General features: G+C 60.4%; 18 protein-coding genes and 2 tRNA genes. 18 read left to right on the top strand and 2 right to left on the bottom strand.

What is annotated here, in order from left to right:
* Nucleotides 1–26: 26 nt before the first annotated feature.
* Entirely contained in the window at nucleotides 27–1,109 is a 1,083-nt protein-coding gene (gene prfA, locus IEG05_RS18045) for a peptide chain release factor 1 (RefSeq protein ID WP_191122471.1), read from the bottom strand.
* Nucleotides 1,106–2,374: a glutamyl-tRNA reductase gene (gene hemA / locus IEG05_RS18040; protein ID WP_014819346.1), complete on the bottom strand. Its 1,269-nt coding sequence runs from the start codon at nucleotides 2,372–2,374 to the stop codon at nucleotides 1,106–1,108. The genes prfA and hemA overlap by 4 nt, the downstream gene beginning before the upstream one ends.
* A gap of 200 nt (nucleotides 2,375–2,574) precedes the next feature.
* Here hemA and IEG05_RS18035 point away from each other — a divergent pair, with 200 nt between their 5' ends.
* From IEG05_RS18035 to IEG05_RS17955, 18 genes are all read left to right on the top strand, one after another.
* Entirely contained in the window at nucleotides 2,575–4,302 is a 1,728-nt protein-coding gene (locus IEG05_RS18035; protein WP_046622419.1) for a tetratricopeptide repeat protein, read from the top strand.
* Nucleotides 4,303–4,305: 3 nt separating this feature from the next.
* Nucleotides 4,306–4,926, top strand: a complete 621-nt coding sequence (gene lolB / locus IEG05_RS18030; protein ID WP_023446925.1) for a lipoprotein insertase outer membrane protein LolB — start codon at nucleotides 4,306–4,308, stop codon at nucleotides 4,924–4,926.
* Nucleotides 4,927–5,787, top strand: coding sequence for a 4-(cytidine 5'-diphospho)-2-C-methyl-D-erythritol kinase (gene ispE, locus IEG05_RS18025; RefSeq protein ID WP_046622408.1), 861 nt, complete (start codon nucleotides 4,927–4,929; stop codon nucleotides 5,785–5,787).
* Between the two features lie 19 nt (nucleotides 5,788–5,806).
* A tRNA-Gln gene (locus IEG05_RS18020) sits at nucleotides 5,807–5,881 on the top strand.
* Between the two features lie 52 nt (nucleotides 5,882–5,933).
* A tRNA-Gln gene (locus IEG05_RS18015) sits at nucleotides 5,934–6,008 on the top strand.
* A gap of 78 nt (nucleotides 6,009–6,086) precedes the next feature.
* A complete protein-coding gene (locus IEG05_RS18010; protein WP_046622406.1) occupies nucleotides 6,087–7,028 on the top strand; it encodes a ribose-phosphate pyrophosphokinase in 942 nt (313 codons plus the stop codon).
* A gap of 120 nt (nucleotides 7,029–7,148) precedes the next feature.
* Nucleotides 7,149–7,766, top strand: coding sequence for a 50S ribosomal protein L25/general stress protein Ctc (locus tag IEG05_RS18005; RefSeq protein WP_046622404.1), 618 nt, complete (start codon nucleotides 7,149–7,151; stop codon nucleotides 7,764–7,766).
* 33 nt (nucleotides 7,767–7,799) lie between these two features.
* Entirely contained in the window at nucleotides 7,800–8,384 is a 585-nt protein-coding gene (gene pth, locus IEG05_RS18000) for an aminoacyl-tRNA hydrolase (RefSeq protein ID WP_046622402.1), read from the top strand.
* Between the two features lie 25 nt (nucleotides 8,385–8,409).
* A complete protein-coding gene (gene ychF, locus IEG05_RS17995) occupies nucleotides 8,410–9,510 on the top strand; it encodes a redox-regulated ATPase YchF (RefSeq protein WP_046622401.1) in 1,101 nt (366 codons plus the stop codon).
* A gap of 217 nt (nucleotides 9,511–9,727) precedes the next feature.
* Complete coding sequence (locus IEG05_RS17990) at nucleotides 9,728–10,906, top strand: tyrosine-type recombinase/integrase (RefSeq protein ID WP_191122470.1); 1,179 nt, start codon at nucleotides 9,728–9,730, stop codon at nucleotides 10,904–10,906.
* Entirely contained in the window at nucleotides 10,903–11,712 is an 810-nt protein-coding gene (locus tag IEG05_RS17985; protein WP_086248011.1) for a hypothetical protein, read from the top strand. The genes IEG05_RS17990 and IEG05_RS17985 overlap by 4 nt, the downstream gene beginning before the upstream one ends.
* 141 nt (nucleotides 11,713–11,853) lie before the next feature.
* Entirely contained in the window at nucleotides 11,854–12,075 is a 222-nt protein-coding gene (locus tag IEG05_RS17980; RefSeq protein WP_023446972.1) for a helix-turn-helix transcriptional regulator, read from the top strand.
* Nucleotides 12,072–12,974, top strand: a complete 903-nt coding sequence (locus IEG05_RS17975; protein ID WP_191122469.1) for a hypothetical protein — start codon at nucleotides 12,072–12,074, stop codon at nucleotides 12,972–12,974. The genes IEG05_RS17980 and IEG05_RS17975 overlap by 4 nt, the downstream gene beginning before the upstream one ends.
* Entirely contained in the window at nucleotides 12,971–14,032 is a 1,062-nt protein-coding gene (locus tag IEG05_RS17970) for a site-specific integrase (RefSeq protein ID WP_191122468.1), read from the top strand. The genes IEG05_RS17975 and IEG05_RS17970 overlap by 4 nt, the downstream gene beginning before the upstream one ends.
* A 66-nt stretch (nucleotides 14,033–14,098) precedes the next feature.
* Nucleotides 14,099–14,287 (top strand): ribbon-helix-helix domain-containing protein, encoded by a 189-nt coding sequence (locus IEG05_RS17965; protein WP_081628574.1) that lies wholly within the window; start codon nucleotides 14,099–14,101, stop codon nucleotides 14,285–14,287.
* 2 nt (nucleotides 14,288–14,289) lie between these two features.
* Nucleotides 14,290–16,839 carry a DEAD/DEAH box helicase family protein gene (locus tag IEG05_RS17960; RefSeq protein ID WP_191122467.1) on the top strand — a complete coding sequence of 850 codons (2,550 nt, stop codon included), beginning with the start codon at nucleotides 14,290–14,292 and terminating at the stop codon, nucleotides 16,837–16,839.
* A gap of 44 nt (nucleotides 16,840–16,883) precedes the next feature.
* Nucleotides 16,884–17,123: a hypothetical protein gene (locus IEG05_RS23365; protein ID WP_224742883.1), complete on the top strand. Its 240-nt coding sequence runs from the start codon at nucleotides 16,884–16,886 to the stop codon at nucleotides 17,121–17,123.
* A gap of 26 nt (nucleotides 17,124–17,149) precedes the next feature.
* On the top strand, nucleotides 17,150–17,815 hold the full coding sequence (locus tag IEG05_RS17955; RefSeq protein ID WP_224742882.1) for an HsdM family class I SAM-dependent methyltransferase: 666 nt from the start codon (nucleotides 17,150–17,152) through the stop codon (nucleotides 17,813–17,815).
* Nucleotides 17,816–17,924 lie beyond the last annotated feature (109 nt).

Genomic DNA, 17,924 nt, shown 5'->3' with positions numbered 1-17,924 from the left:
CTTAGCGCGGAGCGCAGCGAAAAGGATCAGTCGCCCAGCGCGGCCAGCTGGTCGGCCTGGTATTCCTGCAACAGCGGCTCGATGACCTGCTCCACGGCGCCGCCGATCACTTCGTTGAGCGAATACAGCGTCAGGTTGACGCGATGGTCGGTGACCCGGCCCTGGGGGAAATTGTAGGTACGGATACGTTCGGAGCGATCCCCGGAGCCGACCAGCAACTTGCGCGTCTCGGAGATTTCCTTGTGCGCCGCGGCGTCCTGGCGGTCCTGCAGCTTGGCGGCGAGCCAGGCCATGGCCTTGACGCGGTTCTTGTGCTGCGAACGCTCTTCCTGACACTCGACCACAATGCCAGTGGGCAGGTGCGTGATACGAATCGCCGAGTCGGTCTTGTTGACGTGCTGACCGCCGGCGCCGGAGGAGCGATAGGTGTCGATACGCAGCTCGGCCGGATTGATCTCCACCGCCGCCTGCTCATCCGGCTCCGGTAACACCGCCACGGTGCAGGCGGAGGTGTGAATGCGTCCCTGGGATTCGGTCTCCGGCACGCGCTGCACGCGGTGCGCGCCGGATTCGAACTTGAGCTTGGCGTAGACGTTGTCACCCTCGACGCGGGAAATCACTTCCTTGTAGCCGCCGTGCTCGCCCTCACTCTCGGAGAGGATCTCGACGCGCCAGCCCTGCTTCTCGGCATAGCGCGAATACATGCGGAACAGATCGCCGGCAAAGATCGCCGCCTCGTCGCCGCCGGTGCCGGCGCGGATCTCGAGGAACACGTTGCGCCCGTCGTTGGGGTCCTTGGGCAGCAGCATTCGCTGCAGGTTGGCTTCAAGCGTCTCGAGCTGGGCCTTGGCTTCGGCAACCTCCTCCTCGGCCATCTCGCGCATGTCGGGATCACTGTCCTTGAGCAGCGCCTGAGCGCCCTCGAGATCCTGCTGAACCTTGCACAGCTGGCGATAGGCGACGATCACCGGCTCGACTTCGGCGTACTCGCGGGAATAGGCGCGAAAACGGCTTTGATCGCTGATGACTTCGGCGTCGCCGAGCAGTGCGGTGAGTTCTTCGAAACGGTCCTGCAGGATGTCCAGCTTGTTCGGCAGCGAAGCTTTCATGGTTTTTCCGTGCCCTCGTGCAGGGCGAAGAGTTCCTGGGCCATGCTCAGCGCCTCGACGCGGCCCTCGGCTGAGAGTTTCTTCAGTTGCACGCTGGGTGCATGCAGCAGTTTGTTGGTCAGGCCACGGGCGAGCTGAACGAGAACCTCCTCGGCGCTGCCCCCATTGGCCAGCAGACGCTGAGCCTTGCTCAGCTCGTCGTCGCGAATGCGCTCGGCGTGCTGCCGGTAGGCCTTGAGCACATCAACTGCGGCCAGCTCGCGCAGGCGCTGCATGAAGTCCTCGGTGCCAGCCGCGACCAGCTCCTCGGCGGCCTGGGCCGCGCCCTGGCGACTCTTGAGGTTCTCCGCAACCACCTCATGCAGATCGTCGACCGTGTACAGATAGACGTCGTCCAGCTCGCCGACCTGCGATTCGATGTCCCGCGGCACGGCGATATCGACCATGAACATCGGCTTGTGCTTGCGTCGCTTCAGCGCCTGTTCGACCGCGCCCTTGCCGAGAATCGGCAACTGGCTGGCGGTGGAGCTGATGACGATGTCGCTGTTGTGCAACTCGTCCGGGATATCGGCAAGCAGGATCGCCTGCGCCCCTAGCTCGGCGGCCAGCGCGCTGGCCCGCTCGAGGGTGCGGTTGGCGACCACGATCTTCTTCACGCCCTGCTCGTGCAGATGGCGCGCGACCAGGGTGATGGTCTCACCGGCGCCGATCAGCAGGGCCTGGCTGCGTTGCAGATTGCTGAAGATCTGCCGCGCCAGACTGACCGCGGCAAACGCCACCGAAACCGGGTTCTCGCCGATGGCGGTGTCGGTGCGCACGGTCTTCGCGGTGCTGAACGTGGCCTGAAACAACCGGCCAAGCAGAGGCCCGACGCTGCCGGCCTCACGGGCGACCGCATAGGCCGACTTCATCTGCCCGAGAATCTGCGGTTCGCCCAGCACCAGCGAGTCGAGCCCGGAGGCAACGCGCATCATGTGGCGCACGGCCTGATCGTCGACATGCACATAGGCGCATGCCTTGAGCTCGTCGAGGCTGAGACGGTGATAATTGGCCAGCCAGGCGAGCACGGCATCGGCCTCGACCTGATCCTGTTGCAGATACAGCTCGCTGCGATTGCAGGTCGAGAGGATCGCCGCTTCGCGGGTCGGAGTGACGCGGCACAGTTGCCGCAAAGCCTCGACCATCTGGTCGGGCGTGAAGGCTACGCGCTCGCGGACGTCCACCGAAGCGGTCTTGTGATTAATGCCAAGCGCGAGGAAAGCCATGCAGAATCGCTGATTCGATAACAGAGCGCGCAATTCTCCTACTTCGTCAGATGGAGAACAACCATTGCCCTCGATTGTCGGATTCGATTGGTACTGCCAATCAGCTACCGAACCGGCCTGCGCGCCTCCCAGGGCCCATGGGCTTGACCTGCGGCTTGTGTCATCATGCCGCGACCGCACACCAGCCGTACATTTTCCCTATGAAAAAACTCGCCGCACTTGCCGCCCTGCTGTTCATCGGCGGCTGCCAGACCTTCACGCAGCAAGCCCCCGAAAGCAGTCCGCCGGTCGAGGACGCTGCCCAGGAGAGCTCCGCCAGCGACGCGGCAGAGTACGGCTCGTTCAGTCGCCAATCCCTCTATGCACTTCTGGTCGCAGAGCTTGCCGGCCAGCGCAACCGCTTCGACATTGCCCTGGGCAATTACGTACAGCAGGCGCATGCGACACAGGACGCCGGCGTCGCCGAACGCGGATTCCGTATCGCCGAATACCTTGGCGCAGACCAGGCGGCGCTGGATACCGCAATGATCTGGGCGCGCAACGCCCCTGACAGTCTCGACGCGCAGCGCGCCGCAGCCGTGCAGCTGGCCCGCGCCGGGCGTTACGAAGAATCGCTCGAGTTCATGGAGAAGGTTCTGCAGGGCCAGGGCGACACTCATTTCGATTTCCTCGCCCTTTCGGCCTCGGAAACCGACCCGGACACCCGCGCCGGCCTGCTGCAAAGCTTCGACAAGCTGTTGGTCAAACACCCCGACAATCCACAGCTCTCCTTCGGCAAGGCCGTGCTGCTGCAACAGGATGATCGCAGCGAGGAAGCACTGGCATTGCTGCAGAAGCAGCCGGACAAGGAGCGGCAGATCCCGTCGATCCTGCTCGAAGCACGCCTACTGCACAGCTTGCAACGCAGCGACGAAGCGATCCCGCTGCTCGAGCGAAGCCTGCGCCAGCACCCCGAGGACAAGCGTCTGCGCCTGACCTATGCACGCCTTCTGGTGGAACAGGAGCGCCTGGAAGACGCCAAGGGCGAGTTCGCCACTCTGGTCCAGCAGCACCCAACCGACGACGACCTGCGCTTCTCCATGGCGCTGGTCTGCATGGAGGCTGAGGCCTGGCGCGAAGCCACCGTGTACCTGGAAGAGCTGATCGAACGCGGCAGCCACGTTGACGCGGCTTACTTCAATCTTGGCCGTGCTTATCAGGCGATGGACAAGAACGCCAAGGCGCTCGACGCACTAGCTCATGTCGGCCCTGGCAACGAATACCTGCCAGCGAAACTGCTGCAGAGCCAGCTGCTCTATTCCGGCAATCGCGACCAGGAAGCGTCCGCGGTACTGGCCGACGCACGCCAGCAGCAGCCTGACTACGCCATCCAGCTGTACCTGATCGAGATCGAAGCGCTCTCCGAGCAGGGCCGCACCGAGCAAGGCTGGCAACTGGTGGAGCAGGCGCTTGCCGATTTCCCGGACGACCTCAACCTGCTGTACACCCGCGCCATGCTCGCCGAGAAGCGCGGCGATCTGGTGCAACTGGAACGCGACCTGCGCTTCATCATCGAGCGTGAGCCGGACAACGCCATGGCGCTCAACGCGCTCGGCTACACCCTGGCCGACCGTACTGATCGCCACAAGGAAGCGCTCCAGCTGATCGAGCAGGCCTACCAGCTCAACCCCGACGACCCGGCGATCCTCGACAGCCTCGGCTGGGTCAACTTCCGCCTGGGCAATCTGACCGAGGCCGAAGCGCTGCTGCGCAAGGCGCTGCAACGCTTTGCCGACCACGAAGTTGCCGCGCACCTGGGCGAGGTGCTTTGGGCCCAGGGTGAACGCAGCGAGGCCCGCGCGGTCTGGTCGAAGGCACTCAAACTACAACCGGACAGCCAGATCCTGCGCGAAACACTGAAACGGCTGACCGGATCGGAGAAGCCCTGACCCATGTCCCTGTTGAAAAACCTTCTTGCTCCCTGCCTGGCCCTCCTGCTTGCTGGCTGTGCCGGGCTTGGCCCCCGCGAATCGGTTGAAGGCCCCGGCAATGCCTCCGCCTGGAAAGAGCATCGCAGCCAGGTCGCGACGGTCGATGGCTGGCAGATCAGCGGCAAGATCGGCATTCGCGCACCGCAGGAATCCGGCAGCGGTACACTGTTCTGGCTGCAGCGTCAGGACTACTTCGACATTCGCCTGTCCGGCCCCCTGGGCCGAGGCGCCACCCGCCTGACCGGCCGCCCCGACGCCGTATCTCTGGAGGTCGCAGGCCAGGGCCGATTCGAAGCCGAATCCCCGGAGGCCCTGGTCGAAGCGCAGCTCGGCTGGCAGCTGCCGGTGTCGCACCTGCTCTGGTGGGTCCGTGGCTTGCCTGCGCCGGACAGCCGCAGCCGTCTGAGCCTGGACAGCGAGAGCCGCCTGGCACGACTGGAACAGGACGGCTGGCAGGTCGACTACCTGGCCTACGGCGAACACAACGGCTTCACGCTGCCCGAGCGCATCCGCCTGCAAGGCCATGACCTGCAGATCACCCTGGTGGTCAAGGACTGGCAAGCGCGCCAGCTGGGCCGCTGAATGCAGACGCTGACCCTGCCGGCACCGGCCAAACTCAATCTGATGCTGCATATCGTCGGCCGCCGCGCCGACGGCTATCACGAGCTGCAGACGCTGTTCCAGTTTCTCGACCATGGCGACGAACTCGGCTTCCGCCTGCGTGCTGACGGCGAGATTCGCCTGCATACCGAACTGCCGGGCGTCGATCACGACAGCAACCTGATCGTCCGTGCAGCGCGCCTGCTGCAGCGTGCCAGCAGCTGCTCGCTCGGCGCAGATATCACCCTGCTCAAACGTCTGCCCATGGGCGGCGGCATCGGCGGCGGCAGCTCCGACGCAGCGACCACCCTGCTCGGCCTCGACCACCTGTGGCAACTGCACCTGGGCGAAGACCAACTGGCCGCGCTGGGGCTGACCCTGGGCGCCGACGTACCGGTGTTCGTACGCGGCCGGGCAGCATTTGCCGAGGGGGTTGGCGAGCGCCTGCAACCGGTCGATTTGCCCGAACCATGGTTCCTCGTAATCGCGCCGCAAGTCTCTGTTAGTACAGCGGAAATATTTGCCGACCCAGAGTTGACACGTAATACCCCGGCCATTACAGTTCGCAGCCTTCTTGCAGGGGGCGGTCATAATGACTGTCAGCCAATAGTCGAGAAGCGTTATCCAGAAGTTCGTAACGCTTTGAGCTTGTTGAACAAATTCGTTCCGGCAAGCATGACTGGCACTGGAGCTTGTGTGTTTGGGAGCTTCCCAAACGAAGGCGAGGCTGATAAAGTCCGCCGCCAACTTCCAGACACTTTGCCAAGTTTCGTTGCCCACGGTCGTAACGTTTCGATGTTGCACCGAAGCCTTGAAAAACTGGCGCAGGAAGCGAGTGCGTAGCACACAGGTTGTACGATACAGGGGCGTCGCCAAGCGGTAAGGCACCAGGTTTTGATCCTGGCATGCGTTGGTTCGAATCCAGCCGCCCCTGCCATAACCTCCCAAGGTTCGTACGACTGCAACGGCACCAATGAAGTTGACCCTACAGGGGCGTCGCCAAGCGGTAAGGCACCAGGTTTTGATCCTGGCATGCGTTGGTTCGAATCCAGCCGCCCCTGCCATACACTTGAAGCTGTTCAGAAGCTTGCCTTTTGAACAGCTTTTTATTCATCGGACCCACCCTCAGGCAGGTACTGCGCGTGTCCAAGATGATGGTCTTCACGGGGAACGCCAACCCCGACCTGGCCCGGCGTGTCGTACGTCAGCTGCATATCCCCCTCGGTGATGCCTACGTCGGAAAGTTCTCCGACGGCGAAATCAGTGTCGAGATCAACGAGAACGTTCGCGGTAAGGACGTATTTCTGATCCAGCCGACCTGCGCTCCGACCAACGACAACCTGATGGAACTGGTGGTACTGGCCGACGCCTTCCGCCGCTCCTCGGCGTCGCGCATCACCGCAGTGATCCCCTACTTCGGTTATGCCCGCCAGGATCGTCGCCCGCGCTCTGCCCGTGTACCGATCAGCGCCAAGGTCGTGGCCGACATGCTCGACGTCGTTGGCGTCAACCGTGTACTGACCGTTGACCTGCACGCCGACCAGATCCAGGGCTTCTTCGACATGCCGGTGGACAACATCTACGGCTCGCCGGTCCTGGTCGACGATATCCAGGCTCAGCGCTTCGAGAACCTCATGATCGTCTCCCCGGACATCGGTGGTGTGGTCCGCGCCCGTGCCGTGGCCAAATCCCTCGGCGTCGACCTGGCGATCATCGACAAGCGTCGGCCGAAAGCCAACCAGTCCGAAGTGATGCACATCATCGGTGATATCGAAGGCCGTACCTGCATCCTCGTCGATGACATGGTCGATACCGCCGGCACCCTGTGCCATGCAGCCAAGGCGCTGAAGGATCATGGCGCCGCCAAGGTCTACGCCTACTGCACGCACCCGATCCTGTCCGGCCGCGCCATCGAGAACATCGACGGCTCCGTGCTCGACGAGCTGGTGGTGACCAACACCATCCCGCTGTCGGCTGCCGCACAGTCCTGCACCCGAATTCGCCAACTGGACATCGCGCCAGTGGTGGCTGAAGCGGTTCGCCGCATCAGCAATGCCGAATCGATCAGCGCGATGTTCCGCTAAGCGAAAAGCTTCGCGAATCGCACTGAACGTAATGTGCCCCGCCTCGTGCGGGGCTTTTTGCCCAACAGCCCGAGCGCTGGTCGCAAGCGCGACAGGTAATGTTGCTACTGGAGAATCACCATGAACGATTTCACTCTGAATGCCCAAGTGCGTTCCGACCTGGGGAAAGGTGCGAGCCGCCGCCTGCGTCGTAACGCCGCCCTGGTTCCGGCCGTCATCTACGGTGGCGACAAGGCCCCGCAGTCCATCAGCATCCTGGCCAAGGATTTCGCCAAGCTGCTGGAAAACGAAGCCTCCTTCAGCCACGTGCTGAACCTGAACGTCGACGGCCAGAACGAATCCGTTCTGATCAAGGCACTGCAGCGCCATCCGGCCAAGAGCTTTGTTCTGCACGCTGACTTCGTTCGCGTCGTTGCCGGCCACAAGCTGACCGCCACCGTTCCCCTGCACTTCATCAACCAGGAATCTTCCGTAGGCGTGAAGCAGCAAGGCGGCGAAATCCTGCACAACCTGAACGAAGTCGAAGTTTCCTGCCTGCCGCAAGACCTTCCGGAATTCATCGAAGTCGACATGTCCAACGTCGAAGTCGGCCAGGTTCTGCACATGACCGATCTCAAGCTGCCGAAAGGCGTTGAGCTGGTCGCCCTGGCCCACGGCAGCGACCTGCCGGTAGCCAACGTTCACGCTCCGCGCGTGAGCAAGGAAGACGCTCCGAAAGAAGAAGACGCTGCCGAGTAATTCACTCGCATAGTCGAAGAAGAGGCCCCCGTCGTGACTGCCGTAAAACTGATCGTCGGCCTGGGAAACCCAGGCCCTGAATACGACCAGACCCGGCACAACGCGGGGGCTCTTTTCGTTGAGCGTCTGGCTGCCCGTGAAGGCGTCTCGCTCAGCAACGATCGCAAGTACTTTGGCCTGGTCGGCAAGTTCAGCCATCAGGGTGAAGACATCCGCCTGCTTATCCCCACTACCTACATGAACCGCAGCGGTCAGGCGGTGGCGGCATTGGCCGGCTTTTTCCGAATTCCCCCCGAGTCCATCCTGGTCGCCCATGATGAGCTCGATATGCCCCCGGGCGTCGCCAAGCTCAAGCAGGGTGGCGGTCATGGCGGGCACAACGGGCTGCGCGACATCATCGCCAAGCTCGGCAATCAAAACAGCTTTCATCGCCTGCGCCTGGGTATCGGCCATCCGGGCCACGCCAGCCTGGTCAGCGGTTACGTGCTGGGGCGTGCGCCGCAAGCCGAGCGCGAAAAGCTCGACGCCAGCATCGACTTCGCGTTGGATGTTGTGCCGGAAATCCTGACCGGCGACTGGACTCGCGCCATGCAGCGCCTGCACAGCCAGAAGGCCTGAAACCTAACTCCGAGGCAAGATCACCATGGGATTCAACTGCGGCATCGTCGGTCTGCCCAACGTCGGCAAGTCCACCCTGTTCAACGCCCTGACCAAATCCGGCATCGCGGCGGAGAACTTCCCCTTCTGCACCATCGAGCCGAACAGCGGCATCGTGCCGATGCCCGACCCGCGCCTCGACGCGCTGGCGGCGATCGTCAAGCCGGAGCGGGTGATCCCGACCACCATGGAGTTCGTCGACATCGCCGGACTGGTGGCAGGCGCTTCGAAAGGTGAAGGGCTGGGCAACAAGTTCCTCGCCAACATCCGCGAGACCGACGCCATCGCCCACGTGGTGCGCTGCTTCGAAGACGAAAATGTCATCCACGTCGCCAACAGCGTCGACCCCAAGCGCGACATCGAGATCATCGACCTCGAACTCATCATGGCCGACCTCGACAGCTGCGAGAAGCAGCTGCAACGCGTCGCCCGTACCGCCAAGGGCGGCGACAAGGAAGCGGTTGCGCAGAAAGGTCTGCTGGAAAAGCTGATCCCGCACCTCACCGAAGGCAAGCCGGCACGCAGCCTGCTGAAGAACTTCAGTGACGAGGAAAAGCGTCTGACGAAGACCTTCCACCTGCTGACCACCAAGCCGGTAATGTACATCGCCAACGTCGCCGAAGACGGCTTCGAGAACAACCCGCACCTGGACGTGGTCAACGCCATTGCCGAGGAAGAAGGCGCCATCGTCGTGCCGGTCTGCAATAAGATCGAAGCTGAGATCGCCGAGCTGGACGATCTGGAAGAGATGCAGATGTTCCTCGAGACCATGGGCATGGACGAGCCGGGCCTGAACCGTGTGATCCGCGCCGGTTACGAGCTGCTCAATCTGCAGACCTACTTCACCGCCGGGGTGAAGGAAGTCCGCGCCTGGACCGTGCGCATCGGCGCCACCGCTCCGCAGGCGGCCGCGGTGATCCACACCGATTTCGAGAAAGGCTTCATCCGCGCCGAAGTCATCGCCTATGACGACTTCATCCAGTACAAGGGCGAAGCCGGCGCCAAGGAAGCCGGCAAGTGGCGCCTGGAAGGCAAGGAATACATCGTCAAGGACGGCGACGTAATGCATTTCCGCTTCAACGTCTGAGTCGCCAAGCCGTTTTCCTGATGTTTCATGAAACACCAGGAAAGCATGAAAATCCCAATAAAACCGCGCAGTTGCGCGGTTTTATTGTTTCATAGCGCTGCTTCAAGTTTCCCGAGCAGTCAATGCATGCCTGAGTACGCTAGCGAGTACAGCTCTTGGAGTATGAACGAATAAGTGAGTATAGTGCCGCTGTCGCCATGACAAGGAGTCAGCCACCATGCTTACCGACACGCACTGCCGCAACGCCAAGCCCAGAGAGAAGCTCTACCGCTTGAATGACCAGCGCGGGCTCTACCTCGAAGTCAAGCCCAACGGAGTCAAGGCTTGGCGATACCGCTTCACACTGGATGGCAAGGCCAGCATGTTTGCGCTTGGCGAATACCCTGCTGTTACGCTCTCTGAAGCCAGGGAACGCAGCGAGGCCGCACGCAAACTGGTCAAGCAAGGCATCAATCCCGCCCAGCAAAGGCAGCTCGACCGCATCCGGCAAGCCAGCGAAGCTAAGAACACCTTCGAGATCGTAGCCAAGGAGTGGCTGCAGACAAAGGACTGGGAAGATGTCACCAAAAACCGGCGTCTGGATATGCTGGAGCGCGTGGTGTTCCCCAGTATCGGCAATATGCCGGTTCGCGAAATAACGCCAGCCCATGTCCTGGACATCCTGCAGAAAACAGCAAAGCGTGGCGCCCCCACGGTCGCCGCCGAGGCGCGGCGCACCATGTCCGCCGTATTCGAGTTCGCCGTCGCCACCCTGCGAGCCGACAGCGACCCGGTTTGGCCGGTACGCAAGGCGCTACCAGCAAACAAGACCCAGCACAAACCGGCGCTGAGTAAAGAGCAGATCGGCAAACTGCTGAGCGACTTCGCAAACCACCGCTGCAGCTTTCAGGTAAGTCATTGCATGCAACTGATGTGGTGGACCCTGGCGCGACCGACCGAAGTGGCCGAGGCGGCCTGGGATGAGTTTGACCTTGAGAAGGCTGTTTGGCGTATCCCGGCGCAGCGCATGAAAGCACGCAAGGAGCACGTCGTGCCTCTGCCACGACAGGCAGTGGAGATGCTCAAAGGACTGCATGCCATTACCGGCAACCGCAAGCACTTGTTTCCTGGCCGAGATGATCGCAACGCCCCTATGTCCGCCGCATCACTTCGCCAGGCACTCAAGGTTTTGGGGTGGAGTGGCGCCTATAGCCCACATGCCACGCGGACCAGCGGCAGTACCCGTCTTAACGAGATGGGCTACCGTCCCGATGCCATCGAGGCGCAGCTTGCCCATGCCGACCAGAACAATGTGCGTCGCACCTACAATCACGCCACCTATTTCGATGAACGTCGCGCCATGATGCAGGAATGGGCGGACAGATTGGACGAATGGAAAGAGCAAGCACAGGCATGACCACAAAGATCATGGCTCCAGATATTCCCAACTCCGATGCCGTCGCCGAGCTGCGCACCAGAGCAGAGGCAACCTGCGACCGATATGGCGTTCAGCGCCGCGAGCAATGTGTAAATGCTTTTCTGCGGCTGGCAGAAAGTTTTCGTTGGCGTACGATGCCGCCCCCTGAAATTGAAGAAGGCACACTTGAGCAACTAAAAAGACTCCGAGATGCGGCGTCCCGGTTAAGCAAGGCGCTTCGAAGCCTGGACGAAGAGTCGGCAGCGCTATTACCCGAATTTCTGAGGAAGGACCTGCCTACCCATAAGCTGTTCTGCGAGTCGCTACACTCCGTGAGCAGGCAACTATCAGCGTCCGGAGCAAGCAGAGAACATGAGGCCAAGGAGCTGATCGCGAAGCAATTTATCGTCACCTGCCAGCAATTCAGAATTCCGATCAAGTGGAGCAAGGAGTTCGAGTACCACTCGGTGAACAGCAAGAACGAGCCATCCGCCTATCTCCTCGGCGCCATCTATGCTGCAGGCGGCATGAAGGCCGATGCTGATACCACGCCTGCTCATCGCGCCAATCACTATCTGGGGCGTTTCAGCAAAGGATTTACCGTCGCTATCGATGGAGTTGTAGTCCGGGTGCTGCTGAAGAAAACAGTGATAGAGCCCAATCTTTACATGTCCCAGATAATGAAAGCCGTCTCCGAGGGACGTGAACCAACCCTGCCCACAAGCAGCATCCTTACGGCATCTTGCCAAGGATACGAGCTTGGATTGTCTCGGCCATTTTGTGAAACATTCTACTGGCACAGCTGAGGCCACTGCTCGACACCGGTTAGCATGCTGGGTGATTTCAGGCCCGAGAATAGGGAGTGCAGGTGACAACCGTGCTCCCTGACTTCATAACCAGATCTTTTGCATGATCCCTTCGTGTTTCAACACGTTAAGAGGAACAGCATGCAAATCATCAAGACGCAGGATGTCTGCACGAAGATCTCGGTCAGCCGGACAACCCTCTGGCGACTTTGCCAGACTGAAGATTTTCCGAAGCCAGTTCGGCTAGGCCCTGGCGGCCGTTCGATTGGCTTTTTTGCCCACGAGATCGACGCGTGGCTTGAGACCCAGGCGGCGGAGCGTGAGCACGCCGGTTGTCTGGCTCGCCAGAGGGCGAAGTCATGAGCCGCATCCGCATTGATGACTCTGCGGAATATTGGTGGTCTCTGCCTTGCAGCCTGCTGCGCGATTCGCGGCTGAGCTATGAAGCGCGAGGCGTGGCTTGCCACTTGCTCTCGCTAGGCCGTAACTGGCAGTTGCGCGCTGTCGCACTGCCGCGCGTGCTGCACGATCAGTCGCGAGCGAAAGGCCATCTTGGGCGAGACCTTTGCCGCCGCATCCTGCGCGAACTGGAAGATGCCGGCTACCTGGCGCGGAGGAAGTTCCAGGACGAGGAAGGGCTTTGGCGATGGGAGTCCGTGTTGACACCCGTTTCGCAAAAGGTGCCACAGACATCCATGACCGGCTTGGCCGGCGACGGAGAAACCGTGGACGGCACATCCGTCGCCGGTCAGGGCGGTGATATAGGTGTAGGTGAATACAAGGAAGAAGTAGTAGTTAAAAATATAAAACCACTACTACAGGCCGGGGCTGTGGATAACTCTCCGCAAACTGGAGAGACTTCCGCGCCCTTGGACTTGTCGCACCCTTCCCTTCTACCCTACCTGCGCGTCATAAGCGACGTAACCCGCCGCTTCGGGCCCTCGCTCACGGCAGAACAAATACAGCTTGCCGCTGACGAATTGGCTGGCGTGCTATCGGCGGCCGGCAGTGGCAAGCATGTGGGCATCCGCTCCGTCCGCTCATGGTTGCTGGCCGTGATGAATAGCGCTGTCGCGGGGGAATTCATCCCTGAGTTCGCGCCGAATATCGCCCGCTGGCGAAAGAACCGACAGGAGGCGATGGAGGCAGTGCAATTGCGCGCCCCTGTGCAACAGTCAGAAGCCGAGCGTCAAAAAGCAAAGGCTGAACGCATAAAGGCCATCGCCGATTTGAAAGCGATGTTCCAGGGCCGGAAGCAATGATCGACGCGGATGAGATGGTTGCGCTGATCGAATCGTGCCGGCGCGAGATGCAAGCCATGCTTCCGGCCGATGAATTTGCCAGCTTGAGTAGCAAGACCAGGCAAGACTATCGCCAGCTCGGCCGAACGCTGCTGCAGCGTGCCCGCTACGCCGAAGGTGGGGTGGCCGAAGTCATGACGGCCACCCAGCGTCCGACAACCTTCTACAAACGCGTCGCAGCGCTTCGCTACTGCCTGTACGCCGATCTTGTCGAGCAGCTGAAAAGCCTGCGTTCCGCGCTCTCTGCTCGACCTATGGACAGGTTGCAAGTCATGGCCATCCAAGCCCAATTGCAACAACAGCGTACATTTCTGCGCGAGTTCGAGGTAGCCCGACAAAGCGGCCCTACCGATGAGCGCCGCAAGCGTGCCAGCAAGCGGCAAGCCTTGCGCGGCCTCCCCGGCGACTGGCGCGAGCGACTGTATCAGCGCGCTGCGAAAGGCAAGTATGCCGATGCGATTCTGGTCGTCGCGCTGACCGGCTGCCGCCCGGAAGAGCTCCGGCAAGGCGTGCACATTCGCCGGGTGAACAATCCGCGCAGCGGCATGGGCGAGATCAGATTCGAGATCGATGGCGCCAAGGTCAAGGCGCATCAAGGCCAGCCGCACCGCTTGATCGCCTATGGAGCACACGATCCTCATCCATTGCTGGAGGCTCTGCGCATCCGTCTAGCGGGGCGGCGGGAATTGCTCGTTTGCATTGACAGCCCGGTCAACTTTACCGTCGAAGTCCGTCGGCTAGCACGTAGCCTCTGGCCGAAGCACAAGCACGCTATCACGGCTTACTGCCTGCGCCACCAATGGGCGGCCGACCTGAAACGGCACGCGGCTGCGGACTCAGTCAGCCAGGGGCTGGGACATGCCAGCGCCAAGACACGGCGACACTACGGGCAAGCCAATCAGGCCAGCAGTCGGCGTGCCCTGCAACCCATCGTCATCGAGGCGGAGCGCCCTGTAAAGCCGACTACCGCTAAGGGGCCGCGTCATCGAGCAGCCTCAAGCACGGAATCCACGCCCTGAAGAGAATCATGGCGAGGTGGGGCAAAATGCAGTACATTTGCGTGACATCACTGACGAGACGCTGCCATGTCACGCCTGAAGGACGAAACCCTATCCATCCGCACCTCCGCTGAGATCAAGCAACTTCTGCGCTTGGCGGCTGATCGTGAGCGTCGCTCGGTGGCCTCAATGATCGAAATTCTGGTGTTGGAGTACGCTCGTACGCATGGCCTGAAACCAGATCCTCAAGGTGAGCCAGTAAAGGGAGGGGTCTGAGGATGGCGAATGCCAAGGAAGCGCAAGCGCGCATCAAGATCAACAAACTGCTGGAATCTGCTGGCTGGCGCTTCTTCGATGACGGCAAGGGCAAGGCCAACGTAGCGCTGGAGCCCAACGTCAAGCTCAGTCAGGCCCAGATCAATGACCTGGGCGAGAACTTCGAAGCGACCAAGAATGGCTTCGTCGATTTTCTGCTGCTGGACGAAAAGAGCTTCCCGCTGGTGGTACTGGAAGCCAAATCCGAAGACAAGAACCCGCTGGTCGGCAAGGAGCAGGCGCGTAAATACGCAAAGTCACTCGACTGCCGCTTCGTGATCCTCTCGAACGGCAATCTGCACTACTTCTGGGATTTACAGCAGGGCAACCCGCACATCATCACCGCGTTCCCGACTCCGGACTCTCTCAAGAGCTACCGGAAGTTCGAACCTGACCAGAGGCGCCTGATTACCGAAGCCGTCGGACGCGACTACATCGTCCAGACTCAGCTGCCGGGCTACGAGAGGGAAGCGGGTTGGCTCAATGCGGACGAGCGCCCAGCTTTCATCGCCAAGAACAAGCTGCGCTTCCTACGGGACTACCAGAAGAAGGCGCTCAATGCCATCCAGGACGCAGTGGCTGAAGGCTCGACACGCTTCCTGTTCGAAATGGCGACCGGCACCGGCAAGACCCTGACCTCTGCTGCCGTCATCAAGCTGTTTCTTCGCACGGGCAACGCCCGCCGCGTACTGTTCCTGGTGGATCGACTAGAGCTGGAGGATCAAGCAGCAAAGGCGTTCAAGGACTATCTGAAGAACGACTACGCTACAGTCATCTACAAAGAACGCCGTGACGATTGGCGCAAAGCCGAGATCGTGGTCACCACGGTGCAGTCGCTGCTGTTCAACAACAAGTACAAGCGCCTGTTCTCGCCCACCGACTTCGACTTGGTCATCTCGGACGAAGCCCACCGCTCTATTGGCGGCAATGCCCGAGCCGTCTTCGAGTATTTTGTCGGCTACAAGCTAGGCTTAACCGCAACGCCGCGCGACTATCTCAAGAGCTTTGACGCGAGCAAGCCCACCACCCGCGACCCGCGCGAGCAGGAGCGCCGCCTGCTGTTGGACACCTACCGCACCTTCGGTTGCGAATCCGGACAACCGACCTTCCGTTATTCGCTGCTGGATGGCGTCAAGGATGGCTTCCTGATCAACCCTGTGGTGGTTGATGCACGAACCGACATCACCACCAAGCTGCTATCCGAGCAGGGCTATGCCGTGATGGCCCCCGTCGGTGAAGACGGCCAGCAAGAACAGAGCTTTGTCTCCAAGGACTTCGAGAAGAAGTTTTTCTCCAAGGCGACCAATGAGCTTTTTTGCCAGACCTTCATCAAGAACGGTCTGCGTGATCCAGTGACCGGCGAGTTTGGCAAGGGCCTGGTATTCGCCGTCAGCCAGAACCATGCCGCCAAGCTCACGCAAATCCTGAACGAGCTTGCTGATGTGCTGTGGCCCGGCAAATACCAGTCCGACTTTGCGGTACAAGTTACCTCCAGCGTATCCGATGCCCAGCAATACACCATCAACTTCACCAACAACAACCTGCTGGGTTCGGCCAACTTCAATGCCCTGTACAAGACCAGCAAGGCGCGCGTGTGCGTGACAGTGGGCATGATGACCACCGGGTACGACTGCCCGGACATCTTGAACCTGGCATTGATGCGCCCGGTGTACTCGCCGTCCGATTTCGTGCAGATCAAAGGACGCGGCACGCGCAAGCACAACTTCCTTGAACAACTGTTCGATGACAATTTGAAGCCGTTGATCAACGAGCCAGAAAAGGCCCGCTTCAAATTCTTCGATTTCTTCGCCAACTGCGAATACTTCGAGGAAAAGTTCGACTACGACGAAGTGCTCAAGCTGCCGGCGCGCAGCAGCGAGGGAGAAGGTCAGGGTGAAGCGCCGCCACCACCGACGGGCGGGCTCTACGAGCACACGGGCGCCGATGCCATCTTCCACGTAGCCGAACAGCAAATCGGCTACGAAGGCATGAAGATCGACCGGATGTTCTTCGAGAAATTCGAGGATCAGGTCAAAGCCGACCCGATGCTGCAGCAGCAGGTTGAAAACGAGCAGTGGGAGCAGGCCATTGACTACGTGACCAGCCAGCTGTTCGACAAACCCAACGAGTACTTCAACCTGGAGAAGCTGCGCCGTGCCGCCGGGGTGGATCGACGGCTGAGCCTGAAGGAAATCCTGCAGAAGATTTTCGGCCTGATCCCGTACTTCAAGAGCAAGGATGAGCTGCTGGAGGATGAATTCCAGGAGTTCCTGCTCGCCAACCAGAGCAAGCTGGCCGAAGACCAGGGCATCGCTGTGCTGGCGATGAAGTACTTCTTCAAGGCGTATGCCACTGACGCAGCCCTGCGCGCGATCATTGACGACAAGCGCTTCGGCGAGCTGAACGTGAACCCGGCCTTTGGCGTGGGCGACCTGCGCGCCGTGCCGCCCGAGTGGCGCGAAGGTATTCCCGAGTACGTCAAAGACTACGTACCGCTCAACCAATTCATGTAAGTCATTCAAGGCCGCCCAAGCGGCCGAACGAGAAGAACAACACCATGCTGGATACCGACACCAAACGCCGAATCGACTCCTGCCGCGACATCCTCGTCGGCAAGGTCCCCGACCCAAAAAGTCAGGTCGAACAGATCACCATCGCGCTGATCTACAAGTTCATGGACGACATGGACGCCCAATCCGAGGAGTTCGGCGGCAAGCGCAGTTTCTTCGTCAATGGCTTCGAGAAATACAGCTGGAGCAAACTGCTGGCGCCCAGCATGGGGGGCAGGACACGCTGAACCTTTATTCCGAGGCCATTGGCAAGATGACCGAGAACACGCACCTGCCGGCGTTGTTCCGCGACATCTTCAAGAACGCCTACCTGCCTTACCGCGATCCGGAAACGCTAAAGGCATTTTTGAAGGAGATAGATGGCTTCTCCTACGATCATTCGGAGCGACTGGGCGACGCTTTCGAATACCTACTGTCGGTGCTGGGCAGTCAGGGCGATGCGGGCCAGTTCCGTACGCCGCGACACATCATTGATTTCGTGGTTCGAGCTGTTGCCCCCCAAAAAGGTGACAGGGTTTTGGACCCTGCTTGCGGCACCGCTGGGTTCCTAATTTCGGCCTACAAACACATTCTTAGAGAGAACTCGCCAATCGAAGAGCGAAATAACTGGCAATTACAGCAAGGTGCGTCAGTCGCTGAAACCTCAATTGAAAGTCCAATGCACTACAGCGGGGGTCTTTTGACCCCGATAGAGCGCCAAAGAATTCATGAAAACATTAGAGGATTTGATATTTCGCCGGACATGGTAAGGATTTCACTAGTAAATCTCTACCTGCACGGATTTCGCTCCCCATTGATCGAAGAGTATGACTCTTTAACTCAAGAAGATCACTGGCAAGAGAGTTATGACACGATCTTGGCCAATCCACCTTTTATGACGCCTAAGGGCGGAATTAAACCCGGCGGCGGCAAAAACTGAGTGCAACACCTGACCTTTCCGGTACGGTGCTGCCCCTATGTCTTATACCGAACTCAGCGTTGAAGAGCGCGCCACCATTCAAATCGGTCGTACCCAAGGCTTCAGCCTG

The sequence above is a fragment of the Stutzerimonas kunmingensis genome, assembly GCF_014764705.1.
Lineage (GTDB): Bacteria > Pseudomonadota > Gammaproteobacteria > Pseudomonadales > Pseudomonadaceae > Stutzerimonas.
The sequence above is the reverse complement of the archived record's forward strand: the minus strand, read 5'-3'. Positions and strand labels throughout refer to the sequence as shown.

Bases quoted from the DNA above. Each gene is read 5' to 3' on its own strand.
- prfA (WP_191122471.1), bottom strand. From the start codon at position 1,109: ATGAAAGCTTCGCTGCCGAACAAGCTGGACATCCTGCAGGACCGTTTC.
- hemA (WP_014819346.1), bottom strand. From the start codon at position 2,374: ATGGCTTTCCTCGCGCTTGGCATTAATCACAAGACCGCTTCGGTGGAC.
- IEG05_RS18035 (WP_046622419.1), top strand. From the start codon at position 2,575: ATGAAAAAACTCGCCGCACTTGCCGCCCTGCTGTTCATCGGCGGCTGC.
- lolB (WP_023446925.1), top strand. From the start codon at position 4,306: ATGTCCCTGTTGAAAAACCTTCTTGCTCCCTGCCTGGCCCTCCTGCTT.
- ispE (WP_046622408.1), top strand. From the start codon at position 4,927: ATGCAGACGCTGACCCTGCCGGCACCGGCCAAACTCAATCTGATGCTG.
- IEG05_RS18005 (WP_046622404.1), top strand. From the start codon at position 7,149: ATGAACGATTTCACTCTGAATGCCCAAGTGCGTTCCGACCTGGGGAAA.
- ychF (WP_046622401.1), top strand. From the start codon at position 8,410: ATGGGATTCAACTGCGGCATCGTCGGTCTGCCCAACGTCGGCAAGTCC.
- IEG05_RS17990 (WP_191122470.1), top strand. From the start codon at position 9,728: ATGCTTACCGACACGCACTGCCGCAACGCCAAGCCCAGAGAGAAGCTC.
- IEG05_RS17985 (WP_086248011.1), top strand. From the start codon at position 10,903: ATGACCACAAAGATCATGGCTCCAGATATTCCCAACTCCGATGCCGTC.
- IEG05_RS17980 (WP_023446972.1), top strand. From the start codon at position 11,854: ATGCAAATCATCAAGACGCAGGATGTCTGCACGAAGATCTCGGTCAGC.
- IEG05_RS17975 (WP_191122469.1), top strand. From the start codon at position 12,072: ATGAGCCGCATCCGCATTGATGACTCTGCGGAATATTGGTGGTCTCTG.
- IEG05_RS17970 (WP_191122468.1), top strand. From the start codon at position 12,971: ATGATCGACGCGGATGAGATGGTTGCGCTGATCGAATCGTGCCGGCGC.
- IEG05_RS17965 (WP_081628574.1), top strand. From the start codon at position 14,099: ATGTCACGCCTGAAGGACGAAACCCTATCCATCCGCACCTCCGCTGAG.
- IEG05_RS17960 (WP_191122467.1), top strand. From the start codon at position 14,290: ATGGCGAATGCCAAGGAAGCGCAAGCGCGCATCAAGATCAACAAACTG.
- IEG05_RS23365 (WP_224742883.1), top strand. From the start codon at position 16,884: ATGCTGGATACCGACACCAAACGCCGAATCGACTCCTGCCGCGACATC.
- IEG05_RS17955 (WP_224742882.1), top strand. From the start codon at position 17,150: ATGACCGAGAACACGCACCTGCCGGCGTTGTTCCGCGACATCTTCAAG.